Annotated in this window: 17 protein-coding genes; 3 read left to right on the plus strand and 14 right to left on the minus strand. The window is 68.5% G+C overall.

The window, feature by feature from the left end; genetic code table 11:
- Window positions 1-37 precede the first annotated feature (37 nt).
- The 10 genes from QOZ99_RS19870 to QOZ99_RS19915 form a co-directional block, all read right to left on the minus strand.
- Window positions 38-1,300, minus strand: coding sequence for a Zn-dependent hydrolase (locus tag QOZ99_RS19870; protein ID WP_306891733.1), 1,263 nt, complete (start codon window positions 1,298-1,300; stop codon window positions 38-40).
- A complete protein-coding gene (locus QOZ99_RS19875) occupies window positions 1,297-2,295 on the minus strand; it encodes a hydroxyacid dehydrogenase (RefSeq protein ID WP_306891734.1) in 999 nt (332 codons plus the stop codon). Before QOZ99_RS19875 ends, QOZ99_RS19870 begins: the two co-directional genes overlap by 4 nt.
- A 78-nt stretch (window positions 2,296-2,373) precedes the next feature.
- Window positions 2,374-3,153 carry an SDR family oxidoreductase gene (locus QOZ99_RS19880; protein ID WP_306891735.1) on the minus strand — a complete coding sequence of 260 codons (780 nt, stop codon included), beginning with the start codon at window positions 3,151-3,153 and terminating at the stop codon, window positions 2,374-2,376.
- 6 nt (window positions 3,154-3,159) lie between these two features.
- Window positions 3,160-4,092 carry a dihydrodipicolinate synthase family protein gene (locus QOZ99_RS19885; RefSeq protein WP_306891736.1) on the minus strand — a complete coding sequence of 311 codons (933 nt, stop codon included), beginning with the start codon at window positions 4,090-4,092 and terminating at the stop codon, window positions 3,160-3,162.
- Window positions 4,093-4,101: 9 nt separating this feature from the next.
- Window positions 4,102-4,782, minus strand: a complete 681-nt coding sequence (locus QOZ99_RS19890) for a GntR family transcriptional regulator (RefSeq protein ID WP_306891737.1) — start codon at window positions 4,780-4,782, stop codon at window positions 4,102-4,104.
- Between the two features lie 67 nt (window positions 4,783-4,849).
- Entirely contained in the window at window positions 4,850-5,653 is an 804-nt protein-coding gene (locus tag QOZ99_RS19895; protein WP_306891738.1) for a transporter substrate-binding domain-containing protein, read from the minus strand.
- A gap of 114 nt (window positions 5,654-5,767) precedes the next feature.
- Window positions 5,768-6,712: an agmatinase gene (speB, locus tag QOZ99_RS19900; RefSeq protein WP_306891739.1), complete on the minus strand. Its 945-nt coding sequence runs from the start codon at window positions 6,710-6,712 to the stop codon at window positions 5,768-5,770.
- Window positions 6,713-6,725: 13 nt separating this feature from the next.
- Window positions 6,726-7,394, minus strand: coding sequence for an amino acid ABC transporter permease (locus QOZ99_RS19905; protein ID WP_306891740.1), 669 nt, complete (start codon window positions 7,392-7,394; stop codon window positions 6,726-6,728).
- On the minus strand, window positions 7,394-8,209 hold the full coding sequence (locus QOZ99_RS19910) for an amino acid ABC transporter ATP-binding protein (protein ID WP_306891741.1): 816 nt from the start codon (window positions 8,207-8,209) through the stop codon (window positions 7,394-7,396). Before QOZ99_RS19910 ends, QOZ99_RS19905 begins: the two co-directional genes overlap by 1 nt.
- A complete protein-coding gene (locus QOZ99_RS19915) occupies window positions 8,209-8,838 on the minus strand; it encodes a DUF1989 domain-containing protein (protein WP_306891742.1) in 630 nt (209 codons plus the stop codon). The genes QOZ99_RS19910 and QOZ99_RS19915 overlap by 1 nt, the downstream gene beginning before the upstream one ends.
- A 356-nt stretch (window positions 8,839-9,194) precedes the next feature.
- Between QOZ99_RS19915 and pxpB the strand changes: the two genes are divergently transcribed.
- From pxpB to QOZ99_RS19930, 3 genes are read left to right on the plus strand one after another with little or no spacing between them, the layout of a single operon-like run.
- Window positions 9,195-9,971 (plus strand): 5-oxoprolinase subunit PxpB, encoded by a 777-nt coding sequence (pxpB, locus tag QOZ99_RS19920; RefSeq protein WP_306891743.1) that lies wholly within the window; start codon window positions 9,195-9,197, stop codon window positions 9,969-9,971.
- Window positions 9,971-11,008 (plus strand): 5-oxoprolinase subunit C family protein, encoded by a 1,038-nt coding sequence (locus tag QOZ99_RS19925; RefSeq protein WP_306891744.1) that lies wholly within the window; start codon window positions 9,971-9,973, stop codon window positions 11,006-11,008. The genes pxpB and QOZ99_RS19925 overlap by 1 nt, the downstream gene beginning before the upstream one ends.
- 14 nt (window positions 11,009-11,022) lie before the next feature.
- Window positions 11,023-11,793, plus strand: coding sequence for a LamB/YcsF family protein (locus QOZ99_RS19930; RefSeq protein ID WP_306891745.1), 771 nt, complete (start codon window positions 11,023-11,025; stop codon window positions 11,791-11,793).
- A 14-nt stretch (window positions 11,794-11,807) separates the two neighbouring features.
- Here QOZ99_RS19930 and QOZ99_RS19935 read toward each other — a convergent pair whose 3' ends face one another.
- From QOZ99_RS19935 to QOZ99_RS19950, 4 genes are all read right to left on the minus strand, one after another.
- The gene (locus tag QOZ99_RS19935) at window positions 11,808-14,882 is read right to left on the minus strand and encodes an efflux RND transporter permease subunit (RefSeq protein WP_306891746.1); all 3,075 of its coding nucleotides are present in this window, start codon (window positions 14,880-14,882) and stop codon (window positions 11,808-11,810) included.
- A 9-nt stretch (window positions 14,883-14,891) separates the two neighbouring features.
- Entirely contained in the window at window positions 14,892-15,917 is a 1,026-nt protein-coding gene (locus QOZ99_RS19940; protein WP_306891747.1) for an efflux RND transporter periplasmic adaptor subunit, read from the minus strand.
- Window positions 15,918-16,237: 320 nt separating this feature from the next.
- A complete protein-coding gene (locus QOZ99_RS19945; protein WP_306891748.1) occupies window positions 16,238-17,689 on the minus strand; it encodes a gamma-aminobutyraldehyde dehydrogenase in 1,452 nt (483 codons plus the stop codon).
- A gap of 11 nt (window positions 17,690-17,700) precedes the next feature.
- Window positions 17,701-18,501: an ABC transporter permease gene (locus QOZ99_RS19950; RefSeq protein WP_306891749.1), complete on the minus strand. Its 801-nt coding sequence runs from the start codon at window positions 18,499-18,501 to the stop codon at window positions 17,701-17,703.
- Between the last annotated feature and the right edge of the window lie 214 nt (window positions 18,502-18,715).

Below are 18,715 nucleotides of genomic sequence, written 5' to 3' on the forward strand. Positions count from 1 at the left end.
CAATCGCGTCCACCTCGTCCTCGCCCGCTCGACCGGCTCAGTCCCCCGGCGTGGACAGAAACGCCAGCAGCAGATGCACCGCGGCGGCGAAATCCTCCATCCGCATGGCCTCAAGCGGATTGTGGCTGCCATTCTGGTTGCGCACGAAGATCAGGCTCGCCGGCACACCCTGCGCGGCGAAGGTGGCGGTGTCGTGCCCCGCGCCGCTCGGCATCTCGATCGCCCGCAGCCCCATGCGCCGCGCGGCCTGCGCGAGTTGCCCCCGGAGCGCCGGATCGAGCAGGGCCGGGGTGCTGCCGGTGCGCGCGCCGAACTCGAAGCGCACGCCCCGCCGCTGCGCGATCACGCCGGCATCCGCCAAAAGCTCGGCATGGATGCGCTCCAAGACTTCCGGGCTTGCGCTGCGCACATCGAGGCAGAACCCGACCTCGCCCGGCACCTTGGAAAAGGCATGCTGGGTGGGATCCGTCGCCACCTCCCCGAAGGTGATGGTGGCGGTGAGGCCCTCGCGTTCCAGCCCGTCCCAGCGGGTCTCCAGCGCGGCGACGAGATCGGCGAAGCCGAGCACCGCATCCTGGCGGTAAGCGCGCGGCACCGCGCCCGAATGGCCATAGGCGCCAAGGCACCGCGCCTCGCGATAGCGGAACGAGCCGGCAATGCCCGTCACAAGGCCGAGCGGGGCGTCCGCGCGCTCCAGCACCGGGCCCTGTTCGATATGCACTTCGATAAAGCCGCGAAGGCCGGCCGGATCGAGAAACGCTTCCCCACGTGCCACCGCCGCCGGGTCGAAAACGAGCCGCTGCATATGCTCGCGCAGTGTCAGACCGGTATCGGCGCGGCACGCCTCCAGCGCCTCGCGCGGGAGCCGGCCGAAGGCCGCGCGGCTGCCGAGATAGGAGACGGGAAACCACGTGCTCTCCTCGGCGCGGATCACCATCACGGTGAGGTTGCGTTCGGGACGCCGGCCTTCCCGCCGCAACGCGTGGGCCACGGAGAGCCCGGCCAGCACGCCGGCGGCGCCGTCGTAATTGCCGCCATGAGGCACGCTGTCCATATGCGAGCCGATGATCCAGCCCGGAAGCTGGGGCGCGGTGCCGGCCAGCGTCAGGTAGAGATTGCCGGCGGCATCGGTCGCCTCGACCAGATCCAGTTCGCGGGCCGCCGCGCGCACCAAAGCATGGGCGAACTCCTCACCCGTGCCATAGGCCGCCCGGGTGATGCCCGGCGCATCGGTCGTGTTGGCGCGAAGCTCGTCGAACAGGCCTTCCGCGAAGGCGATGGCCGCGTCGAGCGCGCTCACCCGCCAGCCTCGCACAGTGCCCCGAACCGGCGGGCGGACCACGCCGCGGGATTGACGAGATGGGTCGGCCGGTGCCCGGCGAGCGCCGCGATCACCTCGCCCGCCAGCGCGGTCGCGGTGCGCTTGAGCGCGGCCTGCGTCGAGCCGGAGACATGCGGGGTCAGCACCACATTGTCGAGGCCGATCAACGGCGAGGACGGCGGCAGCGGCTCGACCTCGAACACATCGAGGCCGGCGCCGGAAATACGCCCCTCGCGCAGCGCCACCGCGAGCGCGGCCTCGTCCACCACCGTGCCGCGCGCGGTGTTGATGAGTAGGGCCGATGCCTTCATGCGGGCGATCTGCGCGGCGCCGATCAGGTGACGCGTGCCGGCCCCGCCGGGAAGATGCAGCGAGACGATATCGGCCTGCGCCAGCAGGTCGCCCAGCGCGACGATCTGCGTGAACCCCGCCGCCGCCACGGCCGGATCGGCCGGCCGCCGCGTCCACACCACGACCTGCATGCCGAGCGCCCGCGCGAGCTGCGCGGTGGCCGCCCCGATGGCACCGAAGCCGACGACGCCGAAGGTTGCGCCCTCCAGTTCGGTCAGCGCGGAGCGATATTTGAACGCCCCGTCGCTCGCGCGCGCCGCCCGGTCGCCCGGACCGAGCGACTTGGCGAGATGGAAGGCGAGCGCCAGCGCATGCTCCGCCACCGAACGGGCATTCGCCCCCGGCGTGTTGACGACCAGAATGCCGCGCGCGGTCGCCGCCGCAAGGTCGACATTGTCGACCCCCGCGCCATGCACGCCGATGACTTCCAGTCCCGGCGCCGCATCCATCAGCGCCGCGTCGACCCGCGCGTCGCGGGTCAGCACGGCACGCGCGCCGGCGATGTCCTCGGCCAGCGCCGGCCATTCCAGCGAGCGGGCCAGCCGGCTCTCATAGCCGGCCGCGCCAAGCAGGGCCGGCCCGTCATCGTGAATGCGCTGGAGGATCAGGCAGATCGAACGCATGGAAGCCCCTTCGGACCGAGACACTTTTTTCGGACCAAGACACTCTTCGGACCGAACACTCTTCGGACACCGCCAGCATCAGATGCCGCGGATGGCGCCGCCGTCGACGCGCACGGTCGAGCCGGTCATGTAGCTCGCCCGCGTGCTGGCGAGGAAGGCGACGACGTCGGCGAATTCCTGCGGCGTGCCGTAGCGCCCCATCGGAATGGCGGCGCGTGACGCGGTTGCGACCTGCTCGACGCTCTGCCCGGTGCGGGTGGCGGCGGCGGCGTCGAGTTCGTCCACGCGCTGCGTGTGGATGCGGCCGGGCAGCACGCAATTCACCGTCACCCCGTCCCCCGCCACTTCGCCGGCCAGCGTCTTGGCCCAGCCGACGACGGCGGAGCGCAGGGCGTTGGAAATGCCGAGATTGGGGATCGGCTGCGCCACGCCGGACGAGACCACGTTGATGATGCGCCCGAAGCCGCGCGCGCGCATGCCCGGCAGCAGCCGCGCCGTCACAAGGAAGAGGGCCGAGACCATCGTCTCGAACTGCGCGCTCCACACCTCCAGCGCCACGCTCGCGACCGGGCCCGGCGGCGGGCCGCCGGAATTGTTCACGAGAATGTCGATCGGCTCGCCCGCCAGCGCATCGAGCGCCGCGAGCACCGAGGCACGATCGCCGAGATCGAGCCGCTGGATGCGGGCCGTGCCACCGGCCGCGCGGATGCCCGCGGCAGCTTCCTCCAGCGCGGCCGCGTTGCGCCCCGCCAGGATGACGCCGGCGCCCTCGCGGGCGAGCGTGCGGGCAATGGCGAGGCCGAGGCCCCGGCTCGCGCCGAGCACCAGCGCGGTGCGTCCTTCAAATCCGAGATCCATGGCGCGTCACCCGTGCAGCTTGCGCTGCAGCCGCGCCATGAGCTCGGTCAGCTCCTGGTGGTCGCGCGCGGTCAGCTTGGGGCCGGGGTGGCGGGTGTCGGAGCAGGCGATGATGCCGCGCCGCTTCAGCACTTCCTTGCGGATGGCGAGCCCGAAGCCCATCTGCTGCTCGTGCCGCAGGATCGGCAGGTAGATGTCGAACAGATCCTCGGCGCCCTCGACATCGCCGGCATGGAACTTCTCCACCACGCCCACCAGCATCTCGGGATAGGCGAAGCCGGTCATGGCGCCATCGACCCCGCGGCGCAGTTCCTGCGGCAGGTAGAGCCCGCCATTGCCGACCAGGATCGAGACGCGCCGCCCCTCGCCCCTGTCGGAGCGCTCGCGCAGCTTGGTGATCTTGGGCAGGCCGGAGCCCTCCTCATGCTTGAGCATGACGAAGTTCGGGAAGGCATCGATCAACCGGTGGAGTACGCCGACCGAACTCACCGTGTTGGTGGTCTGCGGATAGTCCTGATAGCAGACCGGCACGTCCGGCCCGAGCCGCGTCAGCACTTCCGCCCAGTAGCCGAACACCTGGTCATCGGTCTTGAGGAAGGGCTGCGGGGAGATCATCAGCCCGGCCGCGCCAAGGTCCATCGCCTGCCTGGCGAAGCGCACCAGATTGTCGGTGCCGGGATTGGAAGCTCCCACCACGATGGGCTTGCGCCCATCCACCCGCTTCATGACGTGTTCGAGGAAGGCGCGCGCCTCGGTCGGGGCGAGCTTTTGCGCCTCGCCCAGCACGCCGAGAATGGTGATGCCGGTCACGCCCGTCTCGAAATAGAAATCGATGAGCGAATCCGTGCTGGCGAAATCCACCTCGCCCGTCTCGGTGAAGGGCGTGGGCGAAATGATGTAGACGCCCCGGGTCTGTTCGTTGATCTTCTCGGCCGACATGGTCGTTCCTCAGATGGCGCTGAGCTTCGCGATGATGCTCAGCTTGACGTTCTCGATATGGCTCTGGATGCCGGCGCGGGCACCGTCGCGGTCCTCGCGGCGCAGGGCCTCGATGATGGCGAGATGCTCGCGATGGCCGATCTCGAAGCGCTCGGGCACGCGGTCCATGTTGAACATGTGCGTCTTGAGCCGGAGGTCGTGAATCTGCTTGGCCAGCACGGCGTTGCCGCTGCGCGTGGCGATCATGGAATGAAACCGGGTATCGACTTCCCAGTCCCGCTCGGCGCTCGGCATCGGCGCGGCGATCAGGGCGCGGATCGCCTGTTCGGCGTCGTCGAGCTCGGCCAGCGGAATGCGCCCGGCGGCCAGTCGCACCGCCTCGCCCTCCAGGATCTGACGCACATGCAGGGTCTCGATCAGTTCGCGGGTCGAGAACTCCTTCACCACCAGCACCCCGCCGGGCTTGCGGGTGATGAAGCCCTCGCTTTCCAGCCGGTTCAGCGCGTCGCGCACCGGCGTGCGGGAAATGGCCAGCGCCTCGGCGAGACGGCGCTCCTGCAGCACCGCGCCAACCGGGATCTCGCGCCGGATCAGCCGGTCCAGAAGGTCGTTATAGGCCATCTGGCTGAGGCTTTCCTCGCGCTCTTCGACAAGGCCGGTCGCGGGCTTTCGGGGGGCGGGAATGGACATGGGCAACTCTGCGGCAGGGGAGGCGTCCGGCGGCGGCGGCGCGCCGCCGGACGAACGATAGCGTCGATCAGAACTGCGTCTTGATCGGATCCTTGGGGGCCGGCGAATAGCCGATGAGCGGGGTGGTCAGCTTGGCATACGTGCCGTCGGCGATCATGTCCGCCAGCGCCTTGTTCACCGCCTTGACGAGGTTCGGCTTGCCCTTCTTGAAGGGGAAACCCTTCTGGATATGGCTGAGATAGTCCGGCACCAGCACCAGCGGCAGCTTGGACGCCTCGATGGCATAGGCGGCGGCGATGGAATCGGTGATGACCGCGTCGATCTGGCCGTTCACCAGATCCTGGATGGCATCCGACTCGGCCTTGTAGGCCTTGGTCGTGGCGCCGCGCTCTTCCGCCAGCTTCTGCCAGCTGGAAGAGACCAGCACGCCGACCGTCTTGCCCTTGATGTCGGCCGGGGTCTTGATCGCGGAATCCTTGCGGGTGATGACGCGCCCGCCCGATTCCAGCCAGCCATCGGCGAACATCACCTGCTTCTGACGCTCGGCCGTGATGTCCATGGCGTCGGAGGCGAAGTCGTACTGGTCGGCGGCGAGGCCGACGAGCAGCGCCTCCCACTTGATGATCACCGGCTCGTACTGGAGGTTGAGCCGGCGGGCGATCTCCTTGCCGACGCGGATCTCCAGCCCGTCGAGCTGGCCGTCGGGCGTGCGCATGGAGAAGGGCGGATAGGTGCCCTCGGTGGCGATGAGCAGCGTGCCGGGCTTGATCAGCTCAAGCTCCTGCGCGCCGGCCGGGTTGGTGGAGAGCCCACCGGCGAGAAGCCCGCCGACGAGAGCGGCGGCAAGCACGGGAAGGAAGTTCAGACGCATGTTTTTCCCCTCTGTCGTCTGCTGTCTCAGGTCTTCAACGGGCCGCAGGGCGGCGCCGGTCCGCTCTCGAAAAGGGGCTCGCGCCTGCGATGCCCCTTTCAGGATCTTCAGATCTCACGCCTGGCGCGCCGCGCGCAGCGCCAGCAGCTCGGCCATCACGGTGGCGGCGAGCAGCGCGGTGATCTGCGCCGGCTGGTCATAGGGCGGGCAAAGTTCGACCACGTCCGCGCCGACCAGGTTCACCCCCTCGATGCGGCGCAAGAGGTCCAGCGCCTCGCGCGCGCTCGGGCCCCCGGCTTCCGGCGTCTGCACGGCGGGGGCGTAGGCGGGATCGACGAAATCGAGGTCGAAGGTCAGGTAGGCCGGACGCCCACCCGTCCGCGCGGCGATGCGTGCGGCCAGGGCGGGAATGCCACACGCGAACATCTCGTCCGTGGTGACGACCTCGTAACCGAGCTCGATCGACTGGCTGACATCGTCCGCCTTGAACAGCGAGCCGCGCATGCCGATCTGGATCGAATGGTCAGGATCGACGATCCCCTCCTCCACCGCGCGGCGGAACGGCGTGCCGGCGCTGTATTTTTTGCCGGCGAAATACTTGTCCCATGTATCGGAGTGCGAATCGAACTGGATCAGCGCCAGCGGCCCGTGCCTGGCCGCCACCGCGCGCAGGGCGGCAAGCGTCACCGAGTGATCGCCGCCGATGCCGAATGGCGTGACGCCGGCATCCACCACCGCGCGCACCGCAAGCTCCAGCCGCTCCAGCGATTCGATCTCGTAGCCGGGCACCACGGCGGCATCCCCGGCATCGGCGCAGGCGAGCGTCTCGAACACGTTGATGCCGCGGTAGGGGTTGATGGGCCGCAGCATGATCGACATGGCCCGCACCGCATTCGGCGCGAAGCGCGCGCCGGTGCGGAACGGCGCGCCGGAATCCGATGGCAGGCCGATGATCGCGGCGTCGAGGCCGGCCAGCGTGGTCGCCTGCGGCAGCCGCATGAAGGTCGGCACGCCGCAGAAGCGCGGGGTTTCGAGCGAATCGACGGGCAGAACGCTCATCTTGGCGGTCCTCTTACAGCGAACGGGCGTAGTAACGCTCCAGCTGCCCGGCTGCCTGCGAGATGAGACTTGTCATCACGAGATAGATAAGCGCTGTCGCGATATAGAATTCGAAGGGGCGAAAGGTGGTGGCGATGATCGTCTGCGAATAGAGCGTGAGTTCCACAACGGTGATGGTGGAGAGCAGCGAGGTGTTCTTCACCATGGTGATCGCTTCGTTGGTCACAGGCGGCAGGATCACGCGGAAGACCTGCGGCAGGATGATGCGGCTCATCATGTGCCAGCGGCTCATGCCGAGCGCCTGGGCCGATTCCATCTGCCCCTTGGGGATGGCGGAAAGGCCGGAGCGCACGATCTCGGCGACATAGGCGCCGCCATTGACACCGAGCGCGATCACCCCCGCGACGAAGGGGGAGAGCCGCAGTCCCATCTGCGGCAGGCCGAAATAGATGATGAAGATCTGGATCAGCGTCGGCGTGCCGCGAATGAACCAGATGTAGAATTCGCTCACGCGGCGGAGCGCGGCGAAGCGCGAGACCTTGCCGAGCGCGGCCAGCAGCCCGCAGGCCCAGCTCACCACGATGGCGAGCACCGACAGCACCAGCACCAGTCCGCTCGCCGCGGCGAAGCCGGGCACATAGGGGGCGAAGCCTTCCCACCAGCGCGTGATCGTGTCGAGCATCAGGCCCGCCCTCCCAGCAGCGGCGCGGCCGGCGCCGCGTGATACGCGTCCTCGTGCAGCACGCGGCGCAGGAACTGTTTCAGCCGCTCGCTGCTCGGCTGGCGCAGCACGTCGCCGGGCGAGCCGTCTTCGGCGATGACACCCTGGTCGAAGAAGATGACCCGGTTGGAGACCTCGCGGGCGAAGCCGATCTCGTGAGTGACCAGCAGCATGGTCATGCCCTCGCCCGCCAGGCTCGCCATCAGCCCCAGCACTTCGCCGACCAGCTCCGGATCGAGCGCGGAAGTGACTTCGTCGAACAGCATCAACCGCGGCTGCATGGCCAGCGCGCGCACGATGGCGACGCGCTGCTGCTGGCCGCCGGACAGCTTGGAAGGATAGGCATGGCGCTTCTCGGCCAGGCCGATGCGGGCGAGCAGCGCCTCCGCCTTCTCGCGTGCCTCGGCGGGCCGCTCGCCCTTCACCCGGATGGGAGCCTCGACGACATTTTCCAGCACGGTCAGGTGCGGCCAGAGATTGTAGCTCTGGAACACCATGCCGATGCGCGCGCGCAGATCGCGCAGCTGCGCCGGTGTGGGCTGGCGGCGGGCGCCCTCCTCGTAATCGAAGTGGAAGCCCTCGAAGTCCATCGTGCCGCCATTCGGGCGCTCCAGCACGTTCACGCAGCGCAGGAACGTGCTCTTGCCCGAGCCGGAGGCACCGATGACCGATACGACCTCGCCCGCATGCACATCGAGCGACACGCCCTTCAGCACCTCATGGGCGCCGAAACGCTTCCGAAGGTCGCGAATGCGGATGAGCGGCTCGCCGACCATCAGGCGCCCCCGCCGGCCGGCGAAAAGATGTCGATCCGGCAGTCGCGCGGCGTGCGGTCCTCGCCATTGATCGGGGTGATATCCTGCGGGCAGCAGGAAAAGGCCATGACGACGTCGTCCTCGGCCTGCAGCACGAGATAGGAACCGGGTCGGGAGGTGGGCAGCAGCCGATCCAGCGACCCGTCCGCGCGCACCGCGACGCACATGAACAGATTCGCCGGCGCCGGGGTGAAGGGCAGCGTGATGCCGAGCTCGGCCAGCCCCTCATGCAGGTTGTCCGAGCAGGAGCGGTGATAACCCTCGACGCCGAGCTGGCGGTAGATGTCCGCGTTGCAGGCGCATAGCAGCGTGTCGTGCCTGCCGGACGAGGTGTCCTCGACGATCGACACAAGCGGCCGGCGGCGGGTGCTCACCAGCGCCGTCTCCTTCGTCACGTGTACCGTCGAGTGGAAGGAACGGAAATTGTCCATCGAGGTGAACTCGTAGAGGTCCCGTTCGACGAACGCCCAGAAGTCGATCGCCTGCGTGCCATACGGGTTGGTCAGCTTGAGCCGCTGCCCCGCCTTCATGCGCACCGCCTTGCCGGTGCCGGCCGGCAGCACGAAGGAATTCTCGAGTGGGTAATCCATCACGTCCCTCGAAACCCTCTGGTCGGCCCGCGCACCGCCCACGAGAGGCGAGAACGCGCGGCAGTCCGTAGTTGCGAACTAACTGCTTGATATTTTTTGGTATACCCATGGAATGCAAGTGGCATTTTTAATCAACGCCTGCTCATTTCATAGGCGAAACCGCGCGGACGGGCGCGGGAGCGGAATGGAAGGCGCGTCAACCGGCGGGCGTGGCGGGCGGTGTTGCCACGGCCAAAGGTCGGCGCGCGCAGCCTTTTTCCGCCCTCGCTCCAGGGAACGCGTGCGGCGCGAACCGCGCTTGGCACGCATCTGGAAATGGAAGGGGTGATACGTATCGACATGACGGAAGAACGTGCATGAAGACTGCCCAAGCGCTTCCTCCCCGCCTGCTCGACGCTGGCGAGAGCGGCCTCGTGGTCGAGTTCGGCGACACCATCGACGAGCAGGTCAACCGTGAGGTGATCGCGCTGGCCGATGCGCTGGACGCCCTCCAGCTGGACGGGGTGTGCGAGATCGTGCCCACCTATCGCTCGCTGCTCGTGCTGTTCGATCCGCTGGTGCTGAGCCGGGAGGCGCTGCGGGGGCACGTACTGGCGCTGTGGCCGCCACGGGCGGACGGGCGGCCCAGTCACGGCACCCGGCACGGCCCGAGTCACGGCACCGGTCACGGCACCTGGCGCGTGCCGGTGGCCTATGGCGGCGAGCACGGCGTGGATCTCGACCATGTCGCGCGCCTGCATGGCCTCACCACCGGCGAGGTGATCGACCTTCACAGCCGCGCGGAATACCGCGTCTACATGATCGGCTTCGCGCCCGGCTTTGCCTATCTCGGCGGGCTGGACGAGGCGATCCACACCAGCCGGCGCACCGATCCGCGGCTGAAGACACCCCCGCGCAGCATCTCCATCGGCGGGCGGCAGGCGGCCGTCTCGCCGCCGCTGGAGATTCCCAGCGGCTGGCACCTGCTCGGGCAGACGCCGGTGCGTACCTACGACCCCACCCGTGCGGAGCGCCCTTTTCTCTTCGCCGCCGGCGACACGATCCGCTTTACCCCGGTCCCGCAAGCCGAATATGCCGCGCTGTGCCGCGCCGCCGAGGCGGGCGAGATCATTGCCGAATGGGAGCCGGCCTGATGGGCGCCTGTCTCGTCATCGATCGCCCGGGCCTGTTCTCCAGCCTGCAGGATTTCGGCCGGTTCGGCTATCAGCGCTTCGGCATCTCCGCCTCGGGCGCGATGGACAGCCTCTCCATGCAGGCGGCGAACCTGCTGGTGGGCAATGGACGCGGCGAAGCCACGGTCGAGCTCACCATGCTGGGGCTCTCGGCCGTGGTCGAAGGCGGCCCGCTGCGCCTCGCGCTGGCCGGCGCCGACATGGCGCTCGCCATCAATGGCACGGCCGCCGATGGCTGGCGCGCCCATCACCTCGCGCCCGGCGACCGGCTCGAGATCGGCGCCGCGCGCCATGGCATGCGCGCCTATCTCGCCATCGCCGGCGGCTTCGACATCGCGCCGACGCTTGGCAGCCGGTCCACCCATTCGCGCTCGATGATCGGCGGGGTGGACGGGCGAGCCGTGCGGGCGGGGGACCGCCTGCCGGCGCGCGGGGAATCGGCCGGGCCCCTGCTGGCGCTCCCGGCGCCCTATCGCCCGCGTGGGGAGGGCCCGATCCGCGTGGTGCTGGGCCCGCAGGACGACTTCTTCACCCGCGAGGGCATCGCGACCTTCCTGTCCGCCCGCTATCGGGTGAGCGACAAGGTCGATCGCATGGGTGCGCAGATGGAGGGGCCGGCCATCGCCCATGCCGGGGGCTTCAACATCGTCTCCGACGGCATCATGAACGGCTCCATCCAGGTGCCGGGCAATGGCCGCCCGCTCATCCTGCTCGCCGACCGGCAGACCACCGGCGGCTATCCCAAGATCGCCACCGTGATCGGGCCGGATCTCTGGCGGCTCGGGCAGGCGCGGCCCGGCGACGAATTCGCCTTCACCGCCGTCACCGCCGAGGCGGCAGCGCTGGCGGCCGTGGAGCATGAGCGGCGCATCGCGGCCATGGCAGCCCGGATGATCGAATGCGCCCCGGCGGGAGCGGCGCTGTCCAGCGAGAGCCTGCTGGCGCACAACCTCATCGGCGGCGTCTGTTCCGCCCTCGATCCAATGAGCGAACCCTGAACGGAGCACGCCCCATGAAGATGATCGACCTCAACTGCGACATGGGCGAGGGCTTCGGCGTCTATTCGCTCGGCGATGATGCCGCCATGCTGGACATCGTGACCTCGGCCAACATTGCCTGCGGCTTTCATGCCGGCGACCCGCTGGTGATGGCGCAGACACTTTCCCTCGCCAAGGCGCGCGGCGTGGGCTGCGGCGCCCATCCCAGCTTCATGGACCTGTGGGGATTCGGCCGGCGGCCGATCCACGGCCAGAGCCCGGCCGATATCGAGAAGCAGCTCATCTACCAGATCGGCGCCCTGCAGGCGCTGGCCCACGCGCAGGGCCTGCGCCTCGGCCATGTGAAGACCCATGGCTCGCTCGGCAACATGGCCAATGAGGATATCGATCTGGCCCGTGCCGTCGCGCGGGCGATCCGGGCGGTCGATCCCGGCCTGATTTTCGTGGTGATGCCCGGCCTGCCGACCGAGCGCGCCGGCGAGGAGGCGGGATTGCGCGTTGCCCGCGAGATCTATGCCGATCGCGCCTATGCCGGTAACGGCAACCTTGCCTCGCGCAAGCTGCCCGGCGCGGTGCTGCATGACGCGGAGGCGGCGGCCGCGCGGATCCTCGACATTCTCGACAGCGGTTCGGTCGCCTCGCTCGACGGTCCGCGCATTCCGGTGCGGGCGGACACGATCTGCGTGCATGGCGACACCGCCGACGCGGTCGCCATGGCCCGCGCCGTGCGCACGCGCCTCACCGCCGCCGGCTATGGCGTGGAGCCCATGGCGAACTGGCTGTAGCGCTCATCTGCGGCTCACTCGCCCGGGGTGTGCACCAGGCCGGGGGCGATTTCGGCGTGGGCCACATGGTGAACGCGCCCGATGAACGAATAGACCGCCGGCACCACGAACAGCGTCAGCAACGTGCCCAACGTCATGCCGCCAACGATGACCCAGCCGATCTGCGAGCGGCTCTCCGCGCCCGCCCCGCTGGCCATGGCGAGCGGCACCGCGCCGAGCACCATGGCGCCGGTGGTCATCAGGATCGGCCGCAGCCGCAGCGTCGCCGCCTCGATCACCGCCGCCCGCCGGTCCAGCCCGGCCTCCTGCTGCTGGTTGGCGAACTCGACGATGAGAATGCCGTGCTTGGTGATGAGGCCCACCAGCGTGACGAGGCCGATCTGCGAATAGACGTTGAGCGTGCCGCCGGCGAAATAGAGCGCGGCCAGCGCCCCGGTCATGGAGAGCGGCACCGTGAGCATGATGATGACCGGGTCGCGGAAGCTCTCGAACTGGGCGGCGAGCACGAGATAGATGAAGCCCAGCGCCAGGATGAACACCAGAAGCAGGCTCTGGCCGGCCGCGCGATATTCGCGGCTCTGGCCGGAGACGTCGGTCTGCACCGTCTGCGGCAGCACCTCGCGCGCCGTCTGGTCCAGAAAAGCGAGTACCTCGCCCTGCGCGTAGCCGGGGGCGAGGTTGGCGGAGATGGTGGCCGAGCGCAGCTGGTTGAAGCGCTTCAGCTCCTGCGGCGCCACCGTCTCGGCAATGTTCACCAGGTTGGACAATTGCACCATCTGCCCGTTGGCAGCACGCAGATAGATCGTGTCGAGCGTCGCCGGCGAGGCGCGATCGCTGGCGTCGAGCTGCACATAGACGTCATATTGCTCGCCGCCCACTTCGAAACGCGTCACCTGCCGCCCGCCGAGCAGGCTCTCCAGCGTGCGCCCCAGCACGGAGACATCGATGCCGAGATCCGCTGCCTTGGCGCGATCGATGGCGATGGAGATTTCCGGCTTGTTCAGCTTGAGGTCGCTCTCCACGCTGGCGAGGCCGGGGTAATCGGCGATGCGATCGAGGAAGCGGTTCACATAGGTGTCGAGTTCCTCATAGGTGCCCGAGGTCTGCAGCACGAATTCGATCGGCCGCGAATTATTGGAGGCACCGAGCGAGGGTGGATTATTGGCATAGGCGTTCACCCCGGCGATGCGGCGCAGGTCCGGCGCGGTAGCCCGCACGATTTCCTGCTGGCGCCGGTCGCGCTCGTCCCAGTCCTTGAGCCGGCCGATGACGAGAAAACGATGCACCTCGGGCATGCCGTTGATGATGAGCACGCTCTCCATCTCCGGCAGCTTTTCGAGGATGCCTTCCACCTCATTGGTGTAACGGGAGGTGTAGGACAGCGTCGACCCCTCCGGCCCGCTCCCCGTCACCCGTACCACGCCGCGATCCTCGACCGGCGACAGTTCGGACGGCAGCACGCGGATCAGGACCGCGCTCGCCCCCGCCACCACCAGCGCCACCAGCAGCACCAGCACCCGCAGCCGGAGCGCGAGGGTGAGCGCCGCGCGATAGCCGCTTTCCAGCCCGCGCAGGCACCCCTCGACAAAGGCGGAGATGCGCCCGGGCTTCTCCTCGTGCCTGAGCAGGCGCGAGCACATCATCGGTGTCAGCGTCAGCGCGACGAAGCCGGAAATCAGTACCGCGCCGGCCAGCGTGAGCGCGAATTCGAGGAACAGCCGCCCGGTGCGGCCGGGCGCGAAGGCGACGGGGGCATAGACCGCCGCCAGCGTCAGCGTCATCGCCACCACCGCGAAGCCGATCTCGCGCGAGCCCTTCAGCGCGGCGGGGATCGGCTTCATGCCGTGCTCGATATGGCGGAAGATATTCTCCAGCACCACGATGGCATCGTCCACCACGAGACCGATGGCCAGAACCAGCGCGAGCAGCGTCAGCGTGTTCACGCTGAAGCCGAGCACATACATCACGGCGAAGGTGGTGATGAGCGAGATGGGGATGGTGACGATCGGGATGATCGAGGCGCGGAAGGAGCGCAGAAACACCACGATCACCAGCACCACCAGCACCACCGCCTCGAAGATGGTGTGGAACACCGAGCGGATCGAGCGGTCGATGAACACCGCATTGTCGTTGCCGATCGAGGCGCTCATGCCCTCCGGCAGGCTCTCGTTCACCGCCGGCAGCACCCCGCGCACGCCGGACGAGACGTCGAGCGGATTGGCCACCGCCTGCTTGACGATGCCGACAATGATCGCCTGCCCGCCATTGAAGCGCGAGGAGCGGCGTTCGTCGGCGGCGCCCAGCTCGACCTTGGCGACATCGGCCAGCCGCACCTGCGCGGTACCGGCGCGCTTGACGATGATGTCGTTGAACTGCTCGACACTCGCCAGCGCGGTGCGCGAGAGAACCGTGAACTCGCGGTTCACGCTCTCGATGCGCCCGGCGGGAATCTCGACATTCTGCGCCCTGAGCGCGGTCTCGATATCCTGCACGGTCAGTTCATAGGCGGCGAGCCGCTCGCGGTCGATCCACACGCGCATGGCGTAGCGGCGCTCGCCATAGATCTGCACGTCGGCGACGCCGGTCAGGTTCTTGAAACGGTCGACCACGTAGCGGTCGATATAGTCGGTCAGCTCCAGCCCGTTCATGCGGTCCGAGCGGAACACCACGAACACGACGGGCTGCGCATCCGCCTCGACCTTGGAAATCACCGGCTCGTCGATCTCGTCCGGCAGGCGCTGGCGCACCCGGCTGACGCGGTCGCGCACGTCGCTCGCCGCGACATCGGCATTGACCTCCGGGCGGAACCGAACCGTGATGCGGCTGGATTCCGAGCGGCTGGTGGATTCCAGCACGTCGATGCCCTCGATGCCGGCGATCGAGCCTTCCAGCACCTGCGTCACCTGGCTCTCGACAATGGTGGCCGAGGCGCCGGGATAGCGCGTCACCACGGAGACCACGGGCTCGTCGATATTGGGGTATTCACGCACCGTGAGGCGACTATAGGCGACGATGCCCACCAGCACCATGAGCAGGCTGAGCACGGTGGCGAAGACCGGGCGGCGGATGCAGATCTCGGGCAGGCCCATGGTTGCGCCTCAGCTCTGCGGGTCCGGCGGGGTGCTCACAATCTCGACGGCGGCCTTGTTGCGCAGCCGCCCCTGCCCGGCAATGACCACGCTGGCGCCTGCCGCGATGCCGCTCAAAACCTCCACCTCGCCGGCCAGCCGCTGGCCGAGCGTCACCTTCGTCTCGACCGCGCGGCCCTCCTCGACCGCCCAGACGAAACGCTCCTGGCCGCGCGGCACCACGGCGCCCTCCGGCACGAACACCGCGGAACGGCTCTCGCTGCCCTTGAGCAGCACGCGCACGAACAGGCCGGGCCGCAGCACGCCGCCCGGGTTGGGCAGGCGGGCACGCACGCTGAGCGAGCGGCCGTTCACGTCGATCAGCGGATCGATCGCATAGACCATGCCGGTGAAGGTCTGGCCCGGCATGGCATCGGCGAGGATCTCCACCTCCTGCCCCACCGCGACATTGCGCAGGTAGATCTCGGGAACCTTGAAGTCGACCTTGAGCAGGTCGATCTTCTCCAGGTTCACCAGTTCCGTGCCGACGGCGATATAGGCGCCCACCGACACCGTGCGCAGGCCCACGACCCCGTCGAACGGGGCGGTGATGGTGTGCTTGGCCACCTGCACGCGCTGCGAGTCCAGCACCGCATTGGAGCGGTTCAGCTCCGCGAGCGCCTCATCCAGCGCCCGCGTCGTGCCGGCACCGGACTGCGAGAGGCGCGAGGCCCGGTCATGATTGGCCTTGGCCAGTTCGAGGCGCGCCTCGGTCTCGTCCAGCGAGGCTTTCACCAGCGCGGCGTCGAGTTGCACCAGCACATCGCCGGCCTTGACGTGCTCGCCCTCGCGGAAGGAAATCTCCTGGACACGGCCGGTGACCTCCGAGGCCACCTTCACCGATTCATCCGATTGCAGCGTGCCGATGGAGCGAATGTCGGCCGTGACCTGCGAGGCGCGCGCCTGTGCCACCTCGACAGCGATCCGCGCCGCGCCGGCGCGCGGCTCCGGCGCCGCACGCGCCTCGCCCTTCAGCGCGGCGAACTTCTGATCCAATCCGAATTCCGTGACGAAGTCCCGATCAAACCAGCCCTTTTGCTGGGCGAAAGCGCCCACGCCCGCCAGAACGGCCACACACAGCACAAAGCCAATTCCGCGTCGCATAAAGGTCCTCGCAAGCCGCGCCCGAGATCTGGAAGCCCAAGCTTTGACACAGCAGATGCTACGGGAGGTGCCAACTTAAATCTCTGTCACATTCCCGGGTGGCCGATCACAGTTCGGTAAGATACTCCATCAATAGAATATTCTCATCCGACGGCCGTCAGTGACGACCATCAGGGTTAACGATACGTGTCGAGGAGGAGTTCCGCGACGGCTCAGCCGTTCTTCACCATCACATGGCGCACGACGGTGTAATCCTCCAGCGCATAGGCCGAAAGGTCCTTGCCGTAGCCCGATTGCTTCAGCCCGCCATGGGGCATCTCGCTCACCAGCATGAAGTGGCAGTTCACCCAGGTGCAGCCATATTGCAGCCGCGCCGCCGTCGCCATGCCCTTGCCCACGTCGGACGTCCACACCGAGGAGGCGAGGCCGTAATCGCTGTCATTGGCCCAGCCGATCGCCTCGTCCACATCGTCGAACCGCGTGACGGAGACGACCGGGCCGAACACCTCGCGGCGCACGATCTCGTCGCTGTGCCGCGCGCCGGCGACCACGGTCGGCTCGTAGAAGAAGCCCTTGCCGGAGGCCGCGCTGCCCGCGAGCCGGCCGCCGGTGGCGATCTCGATATGGCTCACCTCGGCGGCACGCTCCACGAAGGAGGCGACGCGGGCGCGCTGGCGGGCGGAAATCAGCGGGCCGATATCGTTCTGTGTGTCGTCCGCCCGGCCAAACCGGAGCCCGGACACCGCCGAGGCGAGATCGGAAACCAGTTTCTCGTAGATCCGGCGGCCCGCATAGATGCGGCAGGCGGCGGTGCAGTCCTGCCCGGCATTGTAATAGCCGAAGGCTTTCACCCCCTCGACCACCTGCGCGATGTCGGCATCGTCGAACACGATGACCGGCGCCTTGCCGCCGAGTTCCAGATGCGTGCGCTTGACCGTCTTGGCGGCGGCGGCGAGCACCTTCTTGCCGGTGGCGATGTCGCCGGTGAGCGAGACCATCGCCACCTTGGGATGGTGGATCAGCGCGTTGCCGACGCTTTCGCCGCGCCCGACCACGACGTTCACCACGCCTTCGGGAAACAGGTCGGCGATGATCCGCGCCAGCTTCAGCAGGGTGAGCGGCGTCTGCTCCGAGGGCTTGATCACCACCGTGTTGCCGCCCGCCAGCGCCGGCGCCAGCTTCCACGCCGCCATCATCAGCGGGTAGTTCCACGGCGCGATGGAGGCGACGACGCCGATCGGATCGCGGCGGATCATCGAGGTGTGGCCGGCCAGATATTCGCCCGCCACCATGCCGTGCTGGGTGCGCACCGCGCCGGCGAAGAAGCGGAAGCAATCCACCACGCCGGGCAATTCGTCGTTCAGCACGGCGTGGCGCGGCTTGCCGCAATTGAGCGCCTCCAGCGTGGCGAAGGATTCCGCCTCGCTCTCGATACGGTCGGCCAGCTTCAGCAGCAGCGCGGAGCGCTCCGCCGGTGTGGTGCGCGACCAGCCCCGGAACGCCGCGTCGGCCGCATTCACCGCCGCGTCGATCTGGTCGGCGGAGGCTTCGGGCAGTTCGATCAGCGTCTCCTCGGTCTTCGGGTTGAGCACGGTCTCCGGCGTCTCGGTGCCGGCGACGAACCGCGCGCCGATAAGCATCTGCGTGTCGGAAAGAGGGGTCATGGAGAGGGCTCCTATTTGCCTGAGCCGGCCACCGCCTCGCCCGCGCGCGTGAGGTAATAGGCCGCGAGGATGGGCAGGAAGGTGACGGCGATCACAAGGACGGCGACGACATTCGTCACCGGGCGTTGGCGCGGGCGGATGAGCTCGGACAGCATCCAGATCGGCAGGGTGGACTGCTGGCCGGCGGTGAAGGTGGTGACGATGACTTCGTCGAAGCTCAGCGCGAAGGCCAGCATGCCGCCCGCCAGCAGCGCGGTGCCGATATTGGGCAGCACGACCAGCCGGAAGGTCTGGAAGGCATCGGCCCCGAGGTCCATCGACGCCTCGATCAGCGAGGGCGAGAGCCGGCGCAGCCGGGCCACGGCATTGTTGTAGACCACGACGATGCAGAAGGTGGCGTGGCCGAGCACAATGGTCCAGAACGAGAAGGGGATTTCCATCAGCCCGAACGCCTGGCGCAGCGCGATGCCGGTGACGACGCCGGGCAGCGCGATGGGCAGCACCAACAAGAGCGAGACCGGCTCGCGCCCGAAGAAGCGCGCCCGCGCCAGCGCACCGGCCGCCAGCGTGCCGAGCACCAGTGCCAGCGCCGTGGCGATCAGCGCGACCTTGAGCGACAGCCCGACCGCCGCCCAGATATCCGCCCGCCCCCACGCGACGGCGAACCACCTCAAGGTCAGGCCGGGCGGGGGAAAGGCGTAGCTCTTTTCTTCCGTGGTGAAGCAGTAGAGCAGGATGAACAAGAGCGGCACATGCAGGAAGGCGAGCCCGCCAAGCGCGGCGATCTTCAGGGCGAGAGGGGCGCGGGTCATCGCTGAGGCCTCGCCGCATCTTCACCTCTCCCCGTCGGGGAGAGGTCGGCGCCGCAGGCGCCGGGTGAGGGGCGACGCGCTACGACGATGGAGCGCGCGGGGGGGGGGCCCCCCCCCCCCCCCCCCCCCCCCGGGGGGGGGGGGGGGGGGGGGGGGGGGGGGGGGGGGCCCGGGGGGGGCACACCCCCCCCCCCACCGCGCGCGCGAAAAAAAA

It is taken from the genome of Ancylobacter amanitiformis, from assembly GCF_030814815.1.
GTDB classification, from domain to species: domain Bacteria; phylum Pseudomonadota; class Alphaproteobacteria; order Rhizobiales; family Xanthobacteraceae; genus Ancylobacter; species Ancylobacter amanitiformis.